Consider the following 20,826-nt stretch of genomic DNA (forward strand, 5'->3'; position numbering starts at 1 on the left):
CTCCGCGGCGCCGCCGCGCGCGACGGCGCCGCGGAGAGCAGCCCCGGCAGCGGATCGCGCCCCGGCGACGCCGCATCGCCTGTCCTGGTCACCAATCCCGGTTTCCGCACCCGCCCGCAGCCCGCTGAATATCCCGCCCGCGCGCTGGAGATGGGCCAGACCGGCAGCGTCACCCTGCGCGCCCTTGTCGCCCCGGATGGCGAGACGCGGACCACCCGGGTGCATCGCTCTTCCGGCTCGTCGCTGCTCGACCAGGCGGCGCTGGCGGCGGTGCAGCGCTGGCAGTTCCGCGCCGCCTCCGTCGGCGGCCGCCCGGTCCATGCCTGGGTCGAGGTGCAGGTGCATTTCCGCCTGCAATAGGCGGCGGAAAGAGGGAACGAAGCATGGCCTTGGCCCCTGGCGGTTTATTGAGAATGATTCTAAGTTACATTCGCATCACAACGTCACACAGGGTTTCCATGCTCCGCTTCCCTCTGAGACTGGCGCTGCTCGGCAGCTGCCTGGTCTTGCCTTCCTTTGCGCCAGCGCTCGGCCAGACGACCACCCAGACCGTCGCCGAGCCCGTCGCCGTCCAGATCGACGATGCAGGGCAGGGGCAAGGGCTGGAAGCGCTGGCGCCGACCGTCCTGCCCGGCGTCAACACCACGGCCACCCGCAACAGCCGGCTGCTCTTCGACACGCCGGCGGTGGTCGACATCATCCCCGGCCGCGACCTCGAGCGGCGCATGGCGCGCGACATCCAGGACGTGTTCCGCTACACGCCCGGCGTCAGCGTCAACCAGCAGACCAGCGGCACCGATCCCTTCGGCAGCCTGGGCGGCATCTCCGTCCGCGGCGTCGGCGGCAACCGCGTGCTGACCATCATCGACGGCGCCCGCACCATGGAGCGCATCACCGACCAGACCCGCGACGTCGTCGAGCCCTGGCACCTGAAGCGGGTCGAGGTCGTACGCGGCCCGGCCTCGACGCTCTGGGGCTCCGACGCGCTGGGCGGCGTGGTGCAGTATGTGACCCGCGACCCGGCCGACTATATCCAGCCCGGCCGCAGCTGGGGTGCCGAGGCGGATTCGGATTACTCCACCCTCGACCGCGGCTGGCGCAGCCGCGTCACCGGCGCCTGGCGGGCCGGCGCGTTCGAAGGCATGATCGCCTACCAGCGGCGCCAGGCGCATGAGCAGAACCGCAACAACTCGCGCTCGCCCGACGGCATCTGGAACTGCACCCGCGCCGCCGTCGCGCTGCCCTGCAACCGGCTGAACCCGGCCGACATCAATTCCGATTCGCTGCTCGGCAAGCTGGTCTGGAACGCGGCGCCCAACAACCGCTTCCGCCTGACCGCCGAGAGCATGCAGCGCGTCACCACCGTCGACCAGCGCTTCGACCTGGGCCCGGCGACCGGCGGCATCACCAACCTGTCGCGCGAGCGCAAGCAGTTCCTCGACCGCTACCGCCTCGGCCTCGACCAGGAATGGACCCCGGGCCTGGGCTGGCTGGATGCGCTGCGCTGGCAGGTCGGCTACCACCCGCAGGAGCTGCGCCGCACCGGCGTGCAGATCCGCCGCCTGGCCAATGGCCAGCTCGGCCGCGTCGAGGATGAGCTGCAGTACAGCGAGGACTTCTGGCAGGGCGACGTCCAGCTGAATTCGTCTTTCAGTGTCCTCGGCATGCGCCACGCCCTGACCTATGGCGTCCAGGGCAGCTTCACCGAGACCGACTACCGCCGCCGCGACGTCACCACCAACCTGGCCACCGGCGTCTCCACCGTCGCCCGCGCCGGCGGCTTCAACTTCGCCAATGGCGACACGCGGCGGCTGGATGGCTATATCCAGGACGAGATTTCCGTCTTCGGCGACCGGCTGACGGTGACGCCGGGCCTGCGTTACTCGACCTACCGCATCACCCCGCAGCCGGATGCCGACTACCGCGCCTCGCCGGGCGCCGAGCCGCGCACGCTGGATGCCGACGACCTGGCGTTGAAGCTCGGCGCCGTGCTGCGCCTGGATGAGACCTGGTCGCTCTTCGGCAATTACGGCGAAGGCTTCAAGATGCCGACCGCCGAGCAGCTCTTCACCTCGCTGCCCGGCGCCGCCTTCAACCTGGTGCCCAATCCCGAGCTGAAGCCGGAAAGCGTCCGCTCCTACGAGGCCGGGATCCGCATGCGGCTGCCGCGCGGCTATCTCAGCCTCTCGGCCTTCAACGCCCAGTACGAGGACTTCATCGAATCCCTGGTGAACATCGCCGGCACTGTCGACTACACCAGCCGCAACCTCTCCTCGGTCAAGGTCTGGGGCATCGAGCTCGCCGGCGCCTATGAGGTGGTGCAGAACTGGACGCTGCAGGCCTCGGCCTCCTGGCAGCGCGGCCGCGCCCGCGCCACCCCCACCAGCGCCAGCGCGCCCTTCGAAGGCGCCCGCCCGCTGAAGGTGGTCTCCGGCGTCAACTGGACCCAACCCGACTGGCGCACCAGCATCGACGTCACCGGCACCTTCGCCGCCGCCGCCGACGAGGCATCGACCCCGCAGCGCTACCGCACCCGCGCCTACCAGGTCTTCGACACCGTCGCGACCTGGCGGCCGGTGGAGAATGTCGAGCTCAATCTCGGCATCTTCAACCTGTTCGATGCGCGCTACATCCCGCAGGACGTGACCGGCTACGACCAGAGCCAGTTCGCCACCGCGGCGGTCAAGTCGGCCAACCCGATCGAGCTGCAGGTCGCTCCCGGCCGGTGGCTGCGCTTCGGGGCCCGTGTCATCTTCTAAGCAAGCAAGGCTGGGGGAGCGCAGCTCCCCCAGACCCCCTCAGTTTTCTTTGCACCACCACGCATCATCGCCATAGGCGTAAGCGGGCGCGCGGGCGGGCCACGCATAACGGTCCCGCAGCGCCGTCAGCCGGTTCGGCTCATAATACGACGGGACCGTCAGCCACTGCCATTGCAAGGCACGGTCCAAAAGCCGCGCGGAACGCTGCATCTCATCCACACCCTCGGCCCGCACCAACCGGTCCAGCAGCGTGTCGACGCCAGGCGACGCAAACCCCGAGAGGTTGTTGGGACCGCCGGACCCCCAGTAGCTGCGCTGCTCCTCCCCGGGCCAGGAGGAGCCGATGATGAAACGATAGATCAGGTCGAACTCGCGCTTCCGCTGCCGGTCGGTGAAGGCTGCGGCGTCCAGCACCTCCAGCGACGGCTCGATGCCGATGCGCCGCAAGCCCCGGAACCACACCGTCAGCAACGCCTGCTGCGCCGTCGACTGCGCCAGCACGCTGAAGCGCAGCGGCTGCCCCGTCGCGCGGTTCACCATGCGGCCGCGATCGTCCAGCACCCAGCCGGCCTGCTCCAGCAACGCGATCGCCCGTTCAAGCGCCGCGCGATCCCGCCCGCTGCCATCGGTCGGCGGCGGCGTCCAGGCGGCGTCATAGGCCTCGGGCGGGAACAGCTCCGGGAATTCGGCCATGGCGGCGCGCTCGGCCGCGTCCGGCGCCTCGACGGCCGCCATCGGCGAATTGCTGAAATAGGAAGAGGTCCGGCGGAAGGCGCCGTGGAACAGCGCCTTGTTGGCCCAGTCGAAATCCAGCAGCCCGGCCAGCGCCTGCCGCACGCGCACGTCGTCGAAGGGCGCGCGCCGCAGGTTGAAGGCGAAGCCGTTCATCCCCGTGACATACCAATGCGGCTGCTCGACCTTGCGCACCGCGCCGCTGCGCACGGCTTCCGCGTCATAGCCGGTGGCCCAGCGCCGCGGATCCATCTCCCGCATCATGTCGGCGCGGTCGGCCAGCACGGCTTCCAGCGCGGCCACGCGGTCGCGCAGGTACTGCACCTCCATCCGCGCGATGGTCCAGCGGCCGCGGCCCGTCGGCAGGTCGCGCGCCCACCAGTCCTCGACCCGGTCGAAGACCACGCGGCGCCCGGGCTCGACCGCGGTCACGCGATAGGGCCCGCTGCCCAGCGGCGGGTCCATGGTCAGCGCGGTGAAGTCGCGGCCTTCCCAATAATGCTTCGGCAGCACGAAGAAGCTGCCCAGCCGCGTCATCCGGTCGCGCGCCTGGGTCGGCGTCGTGCCCGCGGGCAGGTGAAAGGCGACGCTCCGGCCGTCGAGTTGCTCCAGCCGCACGCCCGCCATGGCGGCGCGGAAATGCGGCCTTCCCTTGCTCCCCAGCAGCGTCGCGCTGAACACCAGGTCCTCGGCGGTGACCGGCCTGCCGTCATGCCAGCGCGCCTGCTCCCGCAGCGTGAAGCGGATCACGCCGGCGGCCTCGTCGAGCTCCGCCTTCTCGGCCAGATGGCCATAGGCGACCAACGGCTCTTCCGGGCTGTCGACCATCAGGGTCTCGTAGACCCAGCTCCAAACGCCCATCACGAAGCGGCCGCGCAGGGTGAAGGGGTTCAGCGTGTCGAAGCTGCCCTGCAGCACGCTGCGCAGGCTGCAGGACCCCAGCGGCGCGTCCGGGTTCACATGCGGGAAATGCGAAAACCCCTCGGGCAGGGCAGGGGTGCCGTGCAGCGAGAAGGCGTCGCTCCGCGCGAGCGTCGCGGGCGCCGTGGCCAGGCTGGCCAGCAGGACGGCGGAGAGCGCCTTGCCGAGCCCCCGCTTTCGCGGATACATGCGGTTGAGAGTCATTCTCATATTCTCCCCGCCCACCGCGCAACCCGCAAGAGCCTCGCCGCATGCTGCTTCGCCTCCGCCATCCGCTGTTGCGCTATGCGGCGCGGCGCCTGCTGCTGGTGCCGCCGACCCTGCTGGCGATCCTGATCATCAATGTCGGCGTCACCCAGCTGGCCCCCGGCGGCCCGGTCGAGCATCTGATCGCCCAGCTGACCCCCGGCAACGATGATTCTGGCGGTGCCGAGCGCGTGCTCGGCGCCCCCACCGCCCTGGCGCCCGACCTCGACCCCACGATGCGCTACCGCGGCGCCGAGCGGCTGGATGCGGCCACCATCGCCGAGATCGAGCGCATGTTCGGCTTCGACCGCCCGCCGCTGGAGCGCTTCTGGCTGATGCTGAAACGCTTCCTCAGCTTCGATCTCGGCCGCAGCCTGTTCCTCGACCGCCCGGTGGCCGAGCTGCTGTGGCAGCGCCTGCCGGTCTCCGCCTCGCTCGGCGCCTGGTCGACCTTCCTGACCTATGGCATCGCCCTGCCGCTGGGGATCATCCTGGCGGTGCGGCGAGGGACGGGGCTGGATCGCGGCGCGACCTTCGCCATCGCGCTCGCCCATGCGGTGCCGGGCGTGGTGGTGGCGGTGGCGCTGCTGGTGCTCTTCGCCGGCGGCCGCGTCTTCGCCTGGTTCCCGACCGAGGGGCTGGTCTCCGCCCATTGGCAGGACCTGTCCTGGGGCGCGCGCATCCTCGACTGGCTCTGGCACCTGGCGCTGCCGGTGACGGCGCTGGTGCTGGGCGGCTTCGCCAGCCTGGCGCTGATGACCCGCAGCCTGTTCCTCGAGGAGATCGGCAAGCCTTACGTCCAGCTGGCCCTGGCCAAGGGGCTGGCAGGACGGCGCGTTCTGTTCCGCCATGTCTTCCCCAACGCCATGCTGGTGATCCTGGCCGGGCTGCCCTCGGCGCTGATCGGGCTGCTCTTCGGTGGCGGGCTGCTGGTCGAGGTGGTCTTCGGCTTGGACGGCATCGGGCTGCTCGGCTTCGAGGCCATCTCCAGCCGCGACTACCCGGTGATCTTCGGCACGCTCTGGCTGTTCACCCTGCTCGGGCTGGTGCTGCATCTGGCGGGCGACCTGCTGGCGGCGGCGCTGGACCCGCGCATCGGCTTCCAGGCCGCCGCCCGTGGCTGAGCGCCTCGCCAACGCCCGCCCCGCCGCCACCCGCCGCGCCTGGCGGGCCGGTTTTCTTCTCGTTGCCCTGGCGCTGCTGGTGGCCCCCGCCGAGTTCCTGGCGAACGACCGGCCCGTGCTGCTCTGGATGAAAGGTTCGCTGACCTCGCCGGTGTTGTCGCGCCCCACCGAGCGCGACCTCGGCGGCACCCTGTCGCTGCCGGCCGATTTCCACGACCCGCTGGTGGCGCGGCTGCTGGCGGAGCAGGGCGCCTGGGCGCTGTGGCCACCGGTGCGCAGCAACCCGGTCGACCCGGTGCATGACCTGGACGGCACGGCGCCGACGCCGCCCTCCGCCCGCCACTGGCTCGGCACCGACGAGCAGGGCCGCGACGTGCTGGCGCGCCTGATCTGGGGCACCCGGCTGTCGCTCGGCTTCGGCCTGGCGCTGACGCTTTTTTCCCTCGTCATCGGCCTGCCGCTGGGATTGCTGCAGGGGACGCTGGCCGGGCGCATCGACCTGATCGGCCAGCGCCTGACGGAAATCTGGGGCGCCGTGCCGCTGCTGATGCTGCTGATGATTCTTTCTTCGGTTTTGGCACCGGGGTTCTGGGTGCTGGCCGGCGCCATGGCGGCCTTCACCTGGATGGGCGTCGCCAGCTTCACCCGCACCGAGAGCCTGCGCCTGCGCAACCAGGATTTTGTTCGATCGGCGCGGGCGGCGGGGGCGTCCTGGCGGCGGATCATGGCGCGCCACATCCTGCCCAATGCGCTGGCACCGGTGCTGGCCTCTGCGCCCTTCCTCTTCGCCGGCGGGCTGACGGCTCTGGCGGGGCTCGACCTGCTGGGCCTCGGCATGCCGGTGGGCACGCCGTCGCTGGGCGAGCTGCTGGCCCAGGCGCGCAACAACCTGCACGCGCCCTGGCTGGCCGGGGCCGCGGTCGGCATGCTGACCTTGCTGCTGCTGCTGGCGACCCAGCTGGGCCAGGCGCTGCGCGACGCCTTCGACCCGCGGCTGCTGCCCGCCCGACGCGAAGAGATCCCTGTCGCCACCACGGCCGATCCGGACGCGGCCCTGCAGATCACCGATCTGCATCTGTCCTTCGGCAGTGTGGAGGCAGTGCGCGGCGCCAGCTTGCGCATCGCTCGCGGCGAGGCGGTGGCGCTGCTCGGCGATTCCGGCGGCGGGAAATCGGCCACCGCCGCTTTGGCCGCCGCTTTGCCGCCGCCCCAGGCGACGCGCATCGCCGGCAGCGTCCGGCTGGACGGCGTCGAGATCATCGACGCCCCGGCCGAGCAGTTGAGAAAGCTGCGCTTCGCCGCGCTGGGCATGGTGTTCCAGGAGGCCGGCGCGGCGCTGAACCCGACCCGCCCGGTGCTGCGGCAGCTGCAGGAGGCGATCGGCGCCCAGCCTGGCAGCCGGTTGGGCGAGCTGCTGGACGGGTTGGAACTGTCCGTGCTGCGCGACCGGCCGCGCGCCTTCCCGCATGAGCTCAGCGGCGGGCAGCAGCAGCGCGCAGTGCTCGCCATGGCGCTGGCGCGCGACCCGATGCTGATCATCGCCGACGAGCCCACCGCCAGCCTCGACCCCGCTTTGCGCGGCGCCGTGCTGCGGCTGCTGGACCAGGAGCGCCGCCGCCGCGGCGCCGCGCTGCTGCTGGTCACGCATGACGTCGAGGCCGCCCGGGCCGTCGCCGACCGCATCGCCGTGATGCGCGCCGGGCGCATCGTCGCCGATCTTCCGGCCGCCGCCGTCGAGGCCCAGGCCGAAGCCGCGGGCGAGGGCGATCCGGAGCTTGCCCGCCTGCTGCGGCCGGTGCTGCCGCGGCGGCCGGGCTCGGCGCTGCGCTCGGCGCGGCCGGCGCTGCTATCGGTGCGGGAGCTTTCCGTCAGCTATCCCGGGCGGGGCGCGGGAGCGCCGGTGCAGGCGCTGTCCCGCATCGACCTGGAGCTGCGCGCCGGGCGGACGCTGGCGGTGCTGGGCGCCTCGGGCAGCGGCAAGTCGAGCCTGGTCGCCGGCCTGCTGCGCCTGGTGCCGGCCGAGGGCGAGGTGCTGATGGACGGCCAGCCGCTGCCGCCGGGCAGCGACTGGCGCGCCCGCATCGGCGTCGTCTTCCAGAACCCGGCCACCGCGCTGTCGCCGCGGATGACGGTGCTCGACATCGTTGCCGAGCCGCTGGCGATCCACCGCCTGGGCGACCGGCGGTCGCGCATCGCCCGGGCGCGCGAGGCGCTGGCGGCGGTGGAGCTGGACCCCGATCTGTTCGGCGGGCGGATGCCGGCGCGGCTGTCGGGCGGGCAGCGGCAGCGCGTGGCGCTGGCCCGCGCCCTGGTCACCGAGCCGGCGCTGCTGCTGCTGGACGAGCCGACCTCGGCGCTGGACCGCAGCGTCGAGGCCGAGGTGGTGGCGCTGCTGACCCGCCTGCAGGCCGAGCGTTCCTTTGCCTGCCTGCTGGTCACCCACGACCTGCGCATCGCCGCGGCGCTGGCCGACGACACCCTGACGCTGGCAGGCGGCCGTCCGGTCGCGGCCCGCGGCGCCGTTCCCCGTGCCCTTGAGGATTCCCTGGCATGACCGAGCTTCCCGATCGCTTTTTCCTGACCGGCGACCCTGCCGCCGTGCTGTCGCGCCTGTCGGCCGCCGGGCGGGTGATGACGGTGCTGTCCGGGCCGGGGGTGCTGCTGGAGCGCATCGGCACGCTGGAAGACGTCGTCGAGCGTGACGGCTGGCTGGAATTCCGCGGCGCCGCCCATACCGCCCGGGTGCGGCGCGATGCGCTGGCGGCGCTGGTGCTCGATCGCACGCCGCGGATGCCCGACAAGGCGCTGCCGCGGGTCGAGCTGCAGGGCGCCGACGGGGTGTCGCTGATGACGCTGCACGGGCTGGATGGCGGCGAGGGCTTCGATGCCGCGCTCGGCCCGGTGGCCGGTGACGTCGCGCCGCCGCGGGTGCTGCCCGAGGCCGGTGCCGAGGGCGAGGCCTCGCCGGAGGTGGCCCGGATGCTGGCCGCGCTGCAGGCGCTTGCGGTGCCGGTGAAGGTCCGCCTGGAGAGCGCTTCGGTCGTGCAGGATTACGAGGGGTTGCTGCCGGCGTCGCGCGAGATGGGTGGCCACCAGAATCTGATCCAGGCGGATTTCCATCTGCATCTGGCGGATAGCGCTGTGGCGCGCTGGCGTTTCGAAGGGCAGCGTGTCGTGGCCGAGGGTGCTTCTGGCGCTGCGCTGGGCCTGGAGTTCGAGCTGCCCGTGGGCGTCACGCTGCCTGAATAGACAGAGAGAAGATGGGGTCCAGGGGAATTCCTTCCCCTGGCCTTGCTTGTTGTTACTTCAGTCCGCCGTATTGCGCGTCAGTGACATGCTCCAGCCAGTCGACCGCGCGGCCGTCCAGGCGCTCCTGGATGGCGATGTGGGACATGGCGGTGGCGGGGCCGGCGCCGTGCCAGTGCTTCTCGCCGGGCGGGAACCAGACGACGTCGCCGGCGCGGATCTCTTCCACCGGGCCACCTTCGCGCTGGACGCGGCCGAGGCCCGCCGTGACGATCAGCGTCTGGCCGAGCGGATGGGTGTGCCAGGCGGTGCGGGCGCCGGGCTCGAAGGTGACCAGGGCGCCGGCGCCGCGGGCGGGGTCGGCGGCCTGGAACAGCGGGTCGATGCGGACCCGGCCGGTGAACCAGTCGGCCGGCCCGACGCCCGAGGGCTGGCTGCCGCTGCGCGTGATCTCCATGACGAGGCTCCTTGCTGCTGCGCCGCATCCTAGGCCGGGAAGGCCGCCGGCATGACCGCCGGCGGGTTGCATGCGGCGATGAGCGGCGTTCATCAAAGCGCGAGGCGATGCCTGGGCCCGGCAAGGCTTGCCAGGCGCGGCGGCGGCGCCATGTGGAGGGTCCGCCGCCATCAGGAACCGCCCCATGAAGCTTTCCGCCCGCAACGTGCTGCCCGGCAAGGTGCTCGAGGTCCGCAAGGGCGCCACCACGGCGCAGGTGAAGCTGCAGCTGGACGGTGGTGCCATCGTCACCGCAGCCATCACCAACGAGGCGGTGGACGAGCTGGCGCTCGCCCCGGGCGATGTCGCCTCGGCCATCGTCAAGGCCTCGGACGTCATCATCGGCAAGGCCTGAGGCGGAAGACGGGATTCGCTGGCCAGCCCCGACGGGACCTGTCACAAGCCTCATGAAAGGCGGGCCGCCTGCCGCCGGCTGCCACCCCTCCCCATGAAAAGAACCGCATCCGTGCACGCCGCCCCGTCCGACGCCTCCGAGGCCGCCCGCCTGGCCGCGCTGGAGGATTACGCGGTGCTGGACACGCCGCCGGAGCCGGCCTTCGACGGCATCGTCCAGCTGGCGGCGCGGCTCTGCGGCACGCCGATCGCGCTGGTCAGCCTGGTCGCCGAGCAGCGGCAGTGGTTCAAGGCGCGCGTCGGGCTGGAAGCCTGCGAGACGCCGATCGGCCAGGCGGTCTGCGCCCATGCGATCCGCGGCGAAGGCGTGCTGGTCATCCCCGACATGGCCGTCGACCCGCGCACCGCCGACAACCCGCTGGTCACCGAGGCGCCGGGGATGCGCTTCTATGCCGGCGCGCCGCTGCGCAGCCGCACCGGCCAGGCGCTGGGCACGCTCTGCGTCATCGACCTGGCGCCGCGGCCGGAAGGGCTGACACCGGATCAGGAATTCGCGCTGGCGGGCCTGGCGGGCCAGGTGATGGCGCTGCTGGAGCTGCGTGGCGAGGCGCAGGACCGCGGCCGCATCGCGGTGGCCGCCCGCCGCGCCAATGCCGCTGCCAGCGAGCGCGCCGCCCGCAGCGAGGCCGAGCGCCGCCGCGCTTTGGAGGCCGAGACCCGGGCCCGCATCGCCCAGGAGGCCGGCGGCATCGGCACCTTCGAGATGGCGGTGGACAGCGGCCGGATGCAGGTCTCGGCCGAGTTCTGCCGGCTGTTCGGCCTGCCCGAGGCGCCGGGCTACGACGCCGCCGTGCTGGAAGGGCTGGTGCTGCCGGCCGACCGCGGCCGCCGCTCGAACGAAGCCGGCCGCCGCGACGGCTCGGCCGAGGGGAATGTCGAATACCGCATCCACCGCGCCGATGACGGGGCGCTGCGCTGGCTGAGCCGCCGCGCCGTGTTCCAGCGCGATGGCAATGGCCGGGTGGTCGCCATGTTCGGCACGGTGCACGACATCACCGAGCGCAAGCTGGACCAGATCCGGCTGGCCGCCATGGTGGCGCTGGGCGACGCGCTGCGCGACGCGGGTTCGGCCGCGGCGGTGGCGCAGGCGGCGACGGCGACGCTGGGCGAGGCGCTGGGCGCGCTGCGCGCCGGCTATGCCGAACTCGATCTGCGCGCCGGCACCGCGCTGCTGCAGCAGGACTGGGTGGCGCCCGAGGCGAGCGGCGTCGGCAGCCTGGCCGGGCCGCGCTCGCTGGCCGGCTTCGCCGGGCTGGTGGCGCGGCTGGCCGCCGGCCGGGTCGAGGCCATGGCCGACAGCGAGGCGGCGGACGCGCCCGCCGCCGATCGCGCCGGCTTCGCCGCCATCGGGGTGCGCGCCCAGATCACCGTGCCGCTGCGCCAGCGCGGTGAGCTGACCGCGGCGCTCTTCGTGCAGGACGGTCAGCCGCGGCGCTGGTCGCAGGGCGAGGTCGATTTCGTCCGCGGCGTCGCCGACCGCTGCCATGCGGCGCTGGAGCGGCTGCGCGGCCAGGCGGCCCAGGCGGTGCTGAACCAGGAGCTGAGCCACCGGCTGAAGAACAGCCTGGCCATGGTGCAGGCGATCGCGGCGCAGACGCTGCGCGGGGTCACGCCGCGCGCCCCCGTCGAGGCGCTGGAAAGCCGCATCCAGGCGCTGGGGGCGGCGCATGCGGTGCTGCTGCAGCAGGACTGGCGGGCGGCCCGGCTGGGCGCCGTGGTCGACCAGGTGGTCGGGCTGATCGGCCAGCGCGAGCGCTTTTCCGCCGCCGGCCCCGACGTGTCGCTGGGACCGCGCTGCGCCCAGGGCGTCTCGTTGCTGCTGCACGAGCTGGGCACCAACGCGCTGAAATATGGCGCGCTCTCGGCGGAGGGCGGCCGGGTCGCGCTGGGCTGGTCGCTGCGCGGCGCCGGGGCGGAGACCGAGCTGGTGGTCACCTGGCAGGAAAGCGGCGGCCCGCGGGTGGCGGCGCCGGGGCAGCGCGGCTTCGGCTCGATGCTGATCCGCCGCGGCCTGCTGGGCGAAGGCGGCGCCCGGCTCGACTTCCTGCCGGAAGGTCTGCAGGTCGAGCTGGTGGCGCTGCTGCACGAGGTGGAGGCGGCGTAGAGCGAGACGGCTTGAGGTGGACTCACCGGAACGCCTCAATCGCGCGATCGAACGAAGTCCTGGAGCCGACCGGCTTCACCGGTCAGAAGCCGATCGGCTCCAGACCTCCGGCGCTGTCCCGGAGGGGCTCCCTGCTTACGCCGCGCGGATCTGGCTGACGAAGGCGGCGACCTCGTTGCGCAGGTTGGCGGCCTGGCGCTCCTGGTTCTCGGCGACGCGCAGCGCCTCGGCGGCGGCCTCGCCGGTCTCATGCACGCCCTCGCCGACGCGGGCGATGTTGTCGGTCACCTGGCGGGTGCCGGCCGCCGTCTCCTGCACGCTGCGGGAAATCTCGCGGGTCGCGGCGCCCTGCTGCTCGACCGCGGCGGCGATGGCGGTGGCGACCTTGTTCAGCTCGCTGATGGCGGCGGTGATGCCGCCGATCGCCTCGACCACGTCGCGGGTCGCTGCCTGCATCTCGTTGACCTGCTGGCCGATCACCTCGGTCGCCGAACGGGTCTGGCCGGCCAGCGACTTCACCTCCGACGCCACCACGGCGAAGCCCTTGCCGGCCTCGCCGGCGCGGGCGGCCTCGATGGTGGCGTTCAGCGCCAGCAGGTTGGTCTGGGCAGCGACGGTGTCGATCAGCCCGACCACCTCGCCGATCTTCTGCGCGCCGGTGGCGAGCGCCCGCACGAAGCCGTCGGTCCGGTGCGTCGTCTCCACCGCCTGCTGCGTCATGGCCGAGGAATGCGCCACCTGGCGCGAGATCTCGTCGACCGAGCTCGACAGCTGCTCCGCCGCGGCGGCGACGGTGTTGACGCCGCCCGAGGCCTCGCGCGCCGCGCTGGCGACGATGCCGGCCTGCTGCGCGGTCTGGCGGGCCGTCGCGGTCATGGTCTCGGCGGCGCCCTTCAGCGCGGCGGCCTGGCTGGCGACCTCGCCGACCAGGGGACCGACGCGGCTCTCGAAGGATTCCGACAGGCCGCCGATCTTGCGGTTGAAGACATTCTTGTTCTCGTCCAGGTAGATCGAGATCGCCAGGTCCATGTCCAGCATCACCGCCTGGTTCAGCGCGCGCAGCAGCGCCGCCGTCTTGGCCTGGGCGGCGGCCGGGTTCATGCGGCTGGCATAGGCGCGGCAGGCGGCGCCGTAGAGCAGGTTCAGGATGAAGGCATAGCCGCCGATGTAGAAGCGCGGCTCCAGCCCGATGCGGCTGTGCATCAGGCCGATGCGGCGGACGCTTTCGGAATAGGCCTCATCGAAGCGGCCGGAAAACAGCTTCATCCAGTGGTCGCCCTGCGCCTTCTCGGCGCGGGCCGTCGCGGCCGGGCCGTCGAACATGCGGGCCAGCTCGGGCCAGGCGGCAAGATGCGCGTAGAAGGCCTTCAGCACCCCCGGCAGCTCGCGCTGGATGACCGGCAGGAACTCGGCCAGGGCGCTGCGGGTGGCGGCGTCGATGCCGAGGAAGCGCAGGCGGTCGCTGATGTCGTGAGAGGCCACGGGGTCTGCCTTTTTGGCGAGGGCGGAGGGGCGTGCGGGGGCGGCGACGCCCGTTCTCCTGATCAGACCAAATATTCGTGAATGCCTCGTTACCCAACCGGCTCCTTGCGCCCAGTCACGGCCAGGGATTTGTCGTGCGATGCTGCCATGTCGGCGGATGTCGTCGGATGTTAAGTAAGTACTAGGGCATGTAGCTGCCGCCGTTGATGTGATAGACCTGCCCGGTCACCCAGCCCGCCGCGGCCGAGGCCAGGTAGACCGCCATGGCCGCGATCTCCTCCGGCCTTCCCATGCGGCCGAGCGGCAGGGCCCGCGCCATGTCCGCCAGTTCCGCCTCGTCATTGCCGAAGCGCGGCTGGGCGGTGTCGGTCAGGCCGGGGGCGATGGCATTGACCCGGATGTTGTGCGGGGCCAGCGCCAGCGCCATCGAGCGCGTCAGCCCGATCAGCCCGGCCTTGCTGGAGGCATAATGCGCCCCCAGCGGATTGCCGCGCACCGCGCCGGAAGAGAGGTTGATGATGCAGCCCGGCAGCCCCGCCGCCACCATCGCCCGCGCCGCCGCCTGGCCGCAGAAGGCGCTGCCCTTCAGGTTGACGTCGAGCACCGCGTCCCATTCGGCCTCCTCCATCGCCAGGAAGGGCACGCGCGGGAAGATGCCGGCATTGTTCACCAGCACCTCGGGCACGCCCAGCGCCTCGCTCGCCTGCTGCACCAGCGCGCGGGCGGTGGCGACCTCGCGCACGTCGCCCGGCAGCGCCACGGCGCGGCGGCCGCGCGCGCGGATCTCCGCGCACACCGCCTCGGCGGCGTCGGCGTCGTCCAGGTAGTTCACCGCGACATCGGCCCCCGTCGCCGCGAAGGCCAGCGCCATCGCCCGGCCGATACCCTGCTGCGCGCCCGTCACCAGAACTGTCGCCATCTCGCCTGCTCTCCGCTGCGCAAAGTTGCAGTCTCGGCAGGGATGGCGAGGGCCGCAAGGTCAGCGCTGCACGATCCCTTCGCCGGCCTCCTTCGGCAGCCGCATGGCCAGCGGCGCCGCCAGCAGGGTCAGCAGCGCGCCGGTCAGGAAGGCGGCGGTGAAGTCGGGCATCGCCGCCACCGCCCGGCCGCCGGCCGCGACGCTCAGCTGCAGCGCCGCCGAGGCCACCACCACGCCCAGCGCCAGCGGCAGCTGCTGCGCCGTGCTGTAGAGGCTGGTCGCCGCCGACAGCTTCTCCTGCGGCACATCGGCATAGGCCAAGGTGTTCAGCGTGGTGAAATGCAGGCTGCGGAACAGCCCGCCCAGCAGCAGCACGACGAAGACCGCCGCCATCGGCCAGCCGGGGCGGAAGGCGCCGCAGGCGGCGATGGTCAGCGCGGCGCAGACCGCGTTCCAGATCAGCACGTTGCGGAAGCCGAAGCGGCGCAGCGCGAATTTCGCCATCGGCTTCATGGCGAATGCCCCGAGGGCGGTGGCGAAGCTGACCATGCCGCTCTGCGAGGCGCTGGCGCCGAAGCCCAGCTGCAGGGTCAGCGGCACCAGGAAGGGCACAGCGCCGGCGCCGACGCGGAAGATGGTGCCGGCGACGTTGGGCACCCGGAAGCTGGGGATCGCCAGCAGGGAGAAGTCGAGCGCCGGATTGGCCACCCGCAGGCAGTGGCGCACCGCGACGAAGCTCAGCACGAGGCCCGCGGCCAGCGCGGCCTCGGCGACCCAGGGCGCGACCAGGCCGCGGCCCAGCGTCTCGAAGGCGAACATCAGCGCGGCCAGCGCGGCGCCGACCAGCGTTAGCCCGGCGAGGTCGGGCGGTGGCGGCAGGCTGCGCGGCAGCGCGGGGATGACGCGCCAGACCAGCAGCAGCCCGAGCAGCCCGACCGGCACGTTGATCCAGAACACCGCCCGCCAGGAGATCAGGTCGGTCAGCAGCCCGCCCACCGGCGGCCCCAGCAGCGGCCCGAGCAGCCCCGGCATGGTCAGCCAGGTGGTGACCGACAGCAGCTCCTCCTTGCGCACCCGGCGCAGCAGCAGCAGCCGCCCGACCGGGACCATCATGGCGCCCCCCAGCCCCTGCAGCACGCGGGCCGCCACCATTTCGGCCAGGCCATCCGACAGCCCGCAGAAGGCCGAGGCCAGGGTGAAGGTGGCGATCGCCACCATGAAGACCTGCTTCGCTCCGAAGCGGTCGGCGACCCAGCCGGAGAGCGGGATGAACACCGTCAGCGCCACCAGGTAGGAGGTGATGGCCACCCCCATCACCAGCGGGTCCTCGCCCAGCGAGCGCGCCATGGCGGGCAGGGCGGTGGCCACCACCGTGCTGTCCAGGTTCTGCATGAACAGCGCGCTGGCGACGATGGCAGCCATCACCCGGGGATCGGGCATCTTCGGTTCGGGTCGCGCGTCTTCCTGGGGCATCAGGCTCCGCCGGGCATCTCATATTGGTGCCAAGCTAGTCCCGTTGGCGGCGCCCGGCCAGCCGGGCCAGCCGCAGGGCTAGTCCTCGATCTCCGCGGTGATCCGCCCTGGCGCCAGCTGGGTCCGGTCCGCCAGATGCTCCAGCAGCCGGCGGGCCAGCGCGATGGCGCCCGGCGCCTCCTCCAGCGACTCGGCGCCTTGCCAGGGCGCCTCCGGCAGAGCCTCGCCCTGCCAGGCCAGCGTCAGCCGCACCGTGGTGCCGAGCAGCGCCAGGTCGAGCCGCAGCGGCGTCCCCGGCGCCGCCAGCAGGGCGGCGACCTCGCCCAGCTCGCCCGCCACCATGGCCATCCGCGTCGCCGTGTCGGCCCGCAGCCCCCAGCCGCGCGCGGCGCCCTCGGTCAGCGCGGCCAGGTCCGGGGCAGGGTCGCCCGCCTGCCAGTCGACCCGGCTGCGCGGCGCCGTGCCGATCTGCAGCACCGCGTTCAGCGCCAGCGCCACGACGACGGACAGCGCCAGCGAGGAGCTGACCAGCCCGCGCGCGAAATCCGGCAGATCGGCATAGAAGCCGGGCATGGCATCGAAGGACAGGCCGAGGATCAGCGCCGCGCCGATCACCAGGATGCGCCGGGTGTCCAGCACGCGCTGGGTCAGGATGCCCATGCCCGCCAGCACGATATGGGTGGCGGCGAAGAACAGGCAGGCGGCGACCACATGCAGCGGGATGGCCAGCAGCAGACGCGCGCTGCCCGGCACCAGCCCGACCAGCAGCCAGCCCGCCGCGATGCCGAAGCCGACGCGGCGCGACAGCACCCCCGTGGCGCGCGCCAGGCCGACCGAGGCGGAATAGGTGTTCACGCCCACCGTCCCCAGCAGCCCGGCGACCAGCGTGCCCAGCCCGTCGGCCAGGACGCCGGCGCGGATCGTCTCGAAATCCGGCCGGCGCCAGCGTGGATCGACCGCCTGCTGGCTGACCACGATGTCGCCCGCGGCGCGCAGCGTGCAGGCGACGGCGCCGACCAGCACCCCCGGCACCAGCACCAGGTCGAGGCTGGGCGCGGCCAGCGGCCAGACCACCCATTCCAGCGGCAAGGGAGGGGCGGCCGGCAGGGCGCCGCCGGCCAGCAGCGGCAGCAGCAGATGCGTCGCCGTCCCGCCCGCCATGCCCAGCAGCATCGCCGCCCGCCGCCAGCCCAGCCCGCCCCAGACCGCGGCGCCGACGGTCAGCGCCAGCGTCACCCCGATCGTTACGCCATAGAAGTCGGCCCGCCCACGCCCCGCGACATCGCCGCCGGTCAGCATCAGCCGCACCGCGATCAGCCCAAGCGTGATGCCGATCTGCAGCACCACCAGCCCCATGATCTCCGGCGGCAGCAGCCGGCGGATGCGGAACAGCAGCCGCGACAGCAGGATCTGCGTCAGCCCGGCCACCATGATCAGACCGGCCGCCGCCCCCAGGCCGCCGCCCTTCGCGGCGGCCAGCAGCGGCGGCAGATAGGCGGCGCTGAACACCACCGGCAGCAGGAAGCCGCTGCCGATGCCACGCCAGCCCAGGCATTGCAGGAAGGTGGCCAGGCCGATGGCGACCAACGACAGGGTGACTAGCCGGGCGGTGGTCACCAGGTCCAGCCCCGCCGCATCCGCGACCAGCAGCGGGAAGATGAGGATGATGCTCATCAGCCCCATGTGCTGGAGGACGGCCACCAGCAGCGTGCCGAAGGGGACGGGGTCGTCGCGGCCGTAGCTGTCCAAACCCGGCCTCCACAGCCAAGAAAGCAAGAGAAGGCCGGGGGGACAGGATCCCCCCGGACCCCGCCTTCAGTTTTACTCCGCGGGCTGCGCGGCCACGCCGCCGCGGCTGAACTTCCGCGCCAGGCTTTCGAACGCCAGATACAAGACCGGCGTCACGAACAGGGTCAGCGCCTGGGAGACCGCGAGGCCGCCCACCACGGCCAGGCCCAGGGGCTGGCGCAGCTCGGCGGCGGCACCCCAGCCGGCGGCGATGGGGACGGCGCCGGCGGCAGCGGCCAGCGTGGTCATCATGATCGGGCGGAAGCGCAGGATGGAGGCCTCGCGCACGGCGACCAGCGGGTCCTCGCCGGCGCGCTGCCGGGCCAGGGCGACGTCGACCACCATGATGGCGTTCTTCTTCACCAGCCCGATCAGCAGCAGCACGCCGATCACCGCGATCACCGACAGGTCCAGCCCGAACCACCACAGCGTCGCCAGCGCGCCCAGCGCCGCCGGCGGCAGGCCGGACAGGATGGTCAGCGGATGCACCAGGCTTTCATACAGCACGCCCAGCACGACATAGACGATCAGCACGGCGGCGATCAGCAGCGCCCCCTGGCCGGCCAGCGCCTGCTGGAAGATCTGCGCCGTGCCGGCATAGCCCGAGACGATGGTCGGCGGCAGGCCGAGCTCCTTCTCCATCGCCGCGATCGCCAGCGTCGCCTGGCCCAGCGCCACGCCCGGCGCCGTGTTGAAGCCGATGGTGACCGCCGGCAGCTGGCCCTGATGCGCCACCGTCAGCGGCCCGACCCGGCGCTCCAGCGTGGCGATGCCGGCCAGCGGCACCAGCCGCCCCGAGCTGCCGCGGAGGTAGATCTTCGACAGCCCGGCCTCGTCCTGCTGGTCGCGCGGCAGCGCCTCCAGGATCACGGAATAGCTGTCGGAGGCGCCGAAGATGGTGCTGATCTGCCGTGCCCCGAAGGCCGAGTACAGCGCCTGCCGCACCTGGTCGACGGTCACCCCCAGCGCCGCGGCGCGGTCGCGGTCGACATTCACCGACAGGATGGGTGCCGCCATCTGCAGGTCGGAATTGACGTCCTGCAGCTCGGGCAGCTTGTGCAGCGCCTCGGTCATCCGCTGCGACCAGTCATAGAGCTCCTCGGAGCGCAGCCCCTGCAGCGTGTACTGGTAGAGGGTGCGCGACTGCCGGGCGCCGAAGTTCAGGTTCTGGATCGGGTTGTAGTAGACCCGCATGCCGGGGATGCCGCCGGTCTGCCGCCGCAGCTCCTGGATGATCTCGGTGATCGGCTTGCGCTGCGCCCGCGGCTTCAGCTGCACGAACATGCGGCCCTGGTTCAGCGCCTGGCTGTTGCCGCTGATGCCGATGATCGAATTGACCAGCTCGACCGAGGGATGCGCCCGGATGATCTCGACCACCCGTGCCTGGCGGGTGCTCATGTCGTCGAAGGAGGCGTCCTGCGGCCCCTCGGTGCCGACATTCAGCAGGCCGGTGTCCTCGACCGGGAAGAAGCCCTTGGGGATGGTCACCGCCAGCCAGACCGACAGGCCGATCGAGGCCAGGAAGACCAGCCAGACGCCGGCGCGGAAGCGCAGCGTCAGGTCCAGCATCCAGCCATAGCCGCGCTCCACCGCGCGGAAGCCGCGCTCGAGGAAGGCGTCGAAGCGGCTGGGATGGCCATGCGCCGGCAGGTAGCGCGCCATCAGCGGCGTCACCGTCAGCGAGACCACGCAGGACACCACCACCGCCAGCGAGACCGTGGCGGCGAAGGCGTTGAACACCCGCCCCACCACGCCGCCCATCATCAGGATCGGCAGGAACACCGCGATCAGCGACAGGGTGATCGAGATGATGGTGAAGCCGATCTCCTTGGCGCCGCGGATCGCCGCCGGGAAGGGGGCCATGCCCTCCTCCATGTGGCGGACGATGGCCTCCAGCATGACGATGGCGTCGTCCACCACCAGGCCCACGGCCAGCGTCAGCCCCAGCAGGGTGATGTTGTCGATGCCGTAGCCCAGCGCGTACATGACGCCGAAGGTGCCGGCCAGCGAGATCGGCACGGCGATGCCCGGGATCAGGGTCGCGCTGATCTTGCGCAGGAACAGGAAGATCACCAGCACCACCAGGCCGATGGCGATCATCAGGTGGTGCTGCACGTCATGCACCGCGTCGCGGATCGAGACCGAGCGGTCCAGCATGACGGTGACCTCGGCCCCCGGCGGCAGCGCCGCCTGCAGGCCGGGGAGTGCGGCGCGGACGCCGTCCACCACCTCCACCGTGTTGGCGTCGGGCTGGCGCTGCACGGCCAGCGTCAGGCCCAGATTGCCGTTCATCCAGGCGGCGACCCGGTTGTTCTCCACCCCGTCGACCACGCGGGCCACGTCCTGCACCCGGATCGGGGTGGAGCCGCGGCCGCCGATGATCAGCCGGCCGAAGGCCTCGGCATCCTGCAGCTGGTCGTTGGCGCGCAGCGTCAGCTGCTGCCGCGGGCCGTTCAGCGTGCCGACCGGGGTGTTGCTGTTGGCCGCCGCGATCGCCCGCTGCGCCTCGTCGAAGCCCAGGCCGAGTGCGGCCACCCGGTCCGGGTCCAGCTGCACGCGGACCGCGTATTTCTGCTCGCCATAGGTCACCACCTGGGCGACGCCCGGGATGCGCGAGAGCGCCGGCGAGATCAGCACCGCGGCCACCTCGTTCAGGCGGTAGAGGGGCACGTCGCCGCCGCGGAGATTGAGCAGCACCACCGGCGCGTCGGCCGGGTTGGATTTGCGGAAGCTCGGCGGGTTGGTCATCTCGGCCGGCAGCCGGCGCTGGGCCCGGCTGAGCGCCGCCTGCACGTCCAGCGCCGCGGCATCGATGCTGCGGCCGAGCACGAATTGCAGCGTGATCTGCGTGGTGCCCTGGCCGCTGGTCGACGACATCTGGTCGATGCCGGCGATGGTCGAGAACTCCCGCTCCAGCGGCAGCGCCACCGAATTGGCCATGGTCTCCGGGCTGGCGCCCGGCAGGCTGGCCGAGACCGAGATGACCGGGAAGTCGACCCGCGGCACCGCGGCGACGGGCATCTGGAAATAGGCGACGATGCCGGCCAGGATCGCGGCGGCCGCCAGCAGCCCGGTCATCACCGGGCGGCGGATGCAGAGCTCGGAGATATGCATCCCGGTGC

At 72.2% G+C, this 20,826-nt stretch carries 14 protein-coding genes; 7 read left to right on the plus strand and 7 right to left on the minus strand.

Annotated features, from left to right (window positions below; all coding sequences use genetic code 11):
- Window positions 1-360, plus strand: a 360-nt coding sequence (locus BKE38_RS00565; RefSeq protein WP_131829451.1) for an energy transducer TonB, incomplete at its 5' end; no start/stop codon positions are given.
- A gap of 98 nt (window positions 361-458) precedes the next feature.
- Entirely contained in the window at window positions 459-2,759 is a 2,301-nt protein-coding gene (locus BKE38_RS00570; RefSeq protein WP_076955428.1) for a TonB-dependent hemoglobin/transferrin/lactoferrin family receptor, read from the plus strand.
- Between the two features lie 39 nt (window positions 2,760-2,798).
- Here BKE38_RS00570 and BKE38_RS00575 read toward each other — a convergent pair whose 3' ends face one another.
- Window positions 2,799-4,616: an extracellular solute-binding protein gene (locus tag BKE38_RS00575; RefSeq protein ID WP_165694084.1), complete on the minus strand. Its 1,818-nt coding sequence runs from the start codon at window positions 4,614-4,616 to the stop codon at window positions 2,799-2,801.
- Window positions 4,617-4,663: 47 nt separating this feature from the next.
- On the opposite strand from BKE38_RS00575, the gene BKE38_RS00580 reads away from it, so the two are divergent.
- Genes BKE38_RS00580 through BKE38_RS00590 form a run of 3 tightly spaced genes read left to right on the plus strand, consistent with a single transcriptional unit; the run spans window position 4,664 to window position 9,031 of the window.
- Complete coding sequence (locus tag BKE38_RS00580) at window positions 4,664-5,782, plus strand: ABC transporter permease subunit (protein ID WP_242662125.1); 1,119 nt, start codon at window positions 4,664-4,666, stop codon at window positions 5,780-5,782.
- A complete protein-coding gene (locus BKE38_RS00585; protein WP_076955430.1) occupies window positions 5,775-8,336 on the plus strand; it encodes an ATP-binding cassette domain-containing protein in 2,562 nt (853 codons plus the stop codon). Before BKE38_RS00580 ends, BKE38_RS00585 begins: the two co-directional genes overlap by 8 nt.
- Window positions 8,333-9,031, plus strand: a complete 699-nt coding sequence (locus tag BKE38_RS00590) for a hypothetical protein (RefSeq protein ID WP_076955431.1) — start codon at window positions 8,333-8,335, stop codon at window positions 9,029-9,031. The genes BKE38_RS00585 and BKE38_RS00590 overlap by 4 nt, the downstream gene beginning before the upstream one ends.
- A gap of 52 nt (window positions 9,032-9,083) precedes the next feature.
- Here the strand turns inward: BKE38_RS00590 and BKE38_RS00595 are convergent, their stop codons facing one another.
- Window positions 9,084-9,485 (minus strand): (R)-mandelonitrile lyase, encoded by a 402-nt coding sequence (locus BKE38_RS00595; protein ID WP_076955432.1) that lies wholly within the window; start codon window positions 9,483-9,485, stop codon window positions 9,084-9,086.
- Window positions 9,486-9,669: 184 nt separating this feature from the next.
- On the opposite strand from BKE38_RS00595, the gene BKE38_RS00600 reads away from it, so the two are divergent.
- Both BKE38_RS00600 and BKE38_RS00605 read left to right on the plus strand, forming a co-directional pair.
- Window positions 9,670-9,879, plus strand: a complete 210-nt coding sequence (locus BKE38_RS00600; protein WP_076955433.1) for a TOBE domain-containing protein — start codon at window positions 9,670-9,672, stop codon at window positions 9,877-9,879.
- Window positions 9,880-9,990: 111 nt separating this feature from the next.
- On the plus strand, window positions 9,991-12,042 hold the full coding sequence (locus BKE38_RS00605; RefSeq protein WP_207553450.1) for a GAF domain-containing protein: 2,052 nt from the start codon (window positions 9,991-9,993) through the stop codon (window positions 12,040-12,042).
- A gap of 135 nt (window positions 12,043-12,177) precedes the next feature.
- Here the strand turns inward: BKE38_RS00605 and BKE38_RS00610 are convergent, their stop codons facing one another.
- From BKE38_RS00610 to BKE38_RS00630, 5 genes are all read right to left on the minus strand, one after another.
- Complete coding sequence (locus BKE38_RS00610) at window positions 12,178-13,524, minus strand: globin-coupled sensor protein (RefSeq protein ID WP_076955435.1); 1,347 nt, start codon at window positions 13,522-13,524, stop codon at window positions 12,178-12,180.
- A 181-nt stretch (window positions 13,525-13,705) separates the two neighbouring features.
- The gene (locus BKE38_RS00615; RefSeq protein WP_076955436.1) at window positions 13,706-14,443 is read right to left on the minus strand and encodes an SDR family NAD(P)-dependent oxidoreductase; all 738 of its coding nucleotides are present in this window, start codon (window positions 14,441-14,443) and stop codon (window positions 13,706-13,708) included.
- A 60-nt stretch (window positions 14,444-14,503) separates the two neighbouring features.
- The gene (locus BKE38_RS00620; protein ID WP_076955437.1) at window positions 14,504-15,883 is read right to left on the minus strand and encodes an MFS transporter; all 1,380 of its coding nucleotides are present in this window, start codon (window positions 15,881-15,883) and stop codon (window positions 14,504-14,506) included.
- 111 nt (window positions 15,884-15,994) lie between these two features.
- Window positions 15,995-17,665, minus strand: coding sequence for a solute carrier family 23 protein (locus BKE38_RS00625; RefSeq protein WP_076955438.1), 1,671 nt, complete (start codon window positions 17,663-17,665; stop codon window positions 15,995-15,997).
- A gap of 72 nt (window positions 17,666-17,737) precedes the next feature.
- Window positions 17,738-20,818: an efflux RND transporter permease subunit gene (locus BKE38_RS00630; protein WP_076955439.1), complete on the minus strand. Its 3,081-nt coding sequence runs from the start codon at window positions 20,816-20,818 to the stop codon at window positions 17,738-17,740.
- Window positions 20,819-20,826 lie beyond the last annotated feature (8 nt).

It is taken from the genome of Teichococcus deserti (assembly GCF_001982615.1).
GTDB lineage: Bacteria > Pseudomonadota > Alphaproteobacteria > Acetobacterales > Acetobacteraceae > Pseudoroseomonas > Pseudoroseomonas deserti.

Bases quoted from the DNA above. Each gene is read 5' to 3' on its own strand.
- BKE38_RS00570 (WP_076955428.1), top strand. From the start codon at position 459: ATGCTCCGCTTCCCTCTGAGACTGGCGCTGCTCGGCAGCTGCCTGGTC.
- BKE38_RS00575 (WP_165694084.1), bottom strand. From the start codon at position 4,616: ATGACTCTCAACCGCATGTATCCGCGAAAGCGGGGGCTCGGCAAGGCG.
- BKE38_RS00580 (WP_242662125.1), top strand. From the start codon at position 4,664: ATGCTGCTTCGCCTCCGCCATCCGCTGTTGCGCTATGCGGCGCGGCGC.
- BKE38_RS00590 (WP_076955431.1), top strand. From the start codon at position 8,333: ATGACCGAGCTTCCCGATCGCTTTTTCCTGACCGGCGACCCTGCCGCC.
- BKE38_RS00595 (WP_076955432.1), bottom strand. From the start codon at position 9,485: ATGGAGATCACGCGCAGCGGCAGCCAGCCCTCGGGCGTCGGGCCGGCC.
- BKE38_RS00600 (WP_076955433.1), top strand. From the start codon at position 9,670: ATGAAGCTTTCCGCCCGCAACGTGCTGCCCGGCAAGGTGCTCGAGGTC.
- BKE38_RS00615 (WP_076955436.1), bottom strand. From the start codon at position 14,443: ATGGCGACAGTTCTGGTGACGGGCGCGCAGCAGGGTATCGGCCGGGCG.
- BKE38_RS00620 (WP_076955437.1), bottom strand. From the start codon at position 15,883: ATGCCCGATCCCCGGGTGATGGCTGCCATCGTCGCCAGCGCGCTGTTC.
- BKE38_RS00630 (WP_076955439.1), bottom strand. From the start codon at position 20,818: ATGCATATCTCCGAGCTCTGCATCCGCCGCCCGGTGATGACCGGGCTG.